The organism is Enterobacter cloacae complex sp. P12RS, assembly GCF_014895875.1.
GTDB classification, from domain to species: Bacteria; Pseudomonadota; Gammaproteobacteria; order Enterobacterales; family Enterobacteriaceae; genus Enterobacter; species Enterobacter bugandensis.
The window spans coordinates 1-391 of the sequence record NZ_JADBQO010000115.1 but is presented as its reverse complement, the minus strand read 5'-3'; the positions used below and the strand labels follow the sequence as shown (position 1 = coordinate 391).

Annotated in this window: 1 protein-coding gene; it reads left to right on the top strand. The window is 33.5% G+C overall.

What is annotated here, in order from left to right:
• Positions 1 to 41: 41 nt before the first annotated feature.
• The coding region (locus tag IM284_RS23190) for a hypothetical protein (RefSeq protein WP_193055981.1) at positions 42 to 391 on the top strand (350 nt) is incomplete at its 3' end.

Sequence of the window (391 nt, the reverse complement as noted above, 5' to 3'; positions counted from 1 at the left end):
ACCCGGGATTACAACTACCGGATACACATTAAGGGCAATAAATGAAAAAATATTTTTTTTTGATATTTGTATCTATTCCTTCAATTGCTGGTGAGTTGACATATTCTAATTATTTCAGAGAGTTTTCAGAAGCGTTTTCGGCTCCAACTGTGTCAGAGTCTGACTACTCAAGATTGTCCTCCTATAAAGTGCATCCTGAGCTATTTATAGATTTCGAAAAATCCCCTCCGGAATCATTTAGTGGCAGTGATAAACATAATTCAAATGTTATTTTTAATGGTACTCTATCTAAAAGGTACTTTATCAATTTCATTAACTCCACATTTTTGAATGGTGTTACTTTAGATGAAGGGGCAAAAAAAGTCTTTACTGACAAGGATAGAGTTTATTC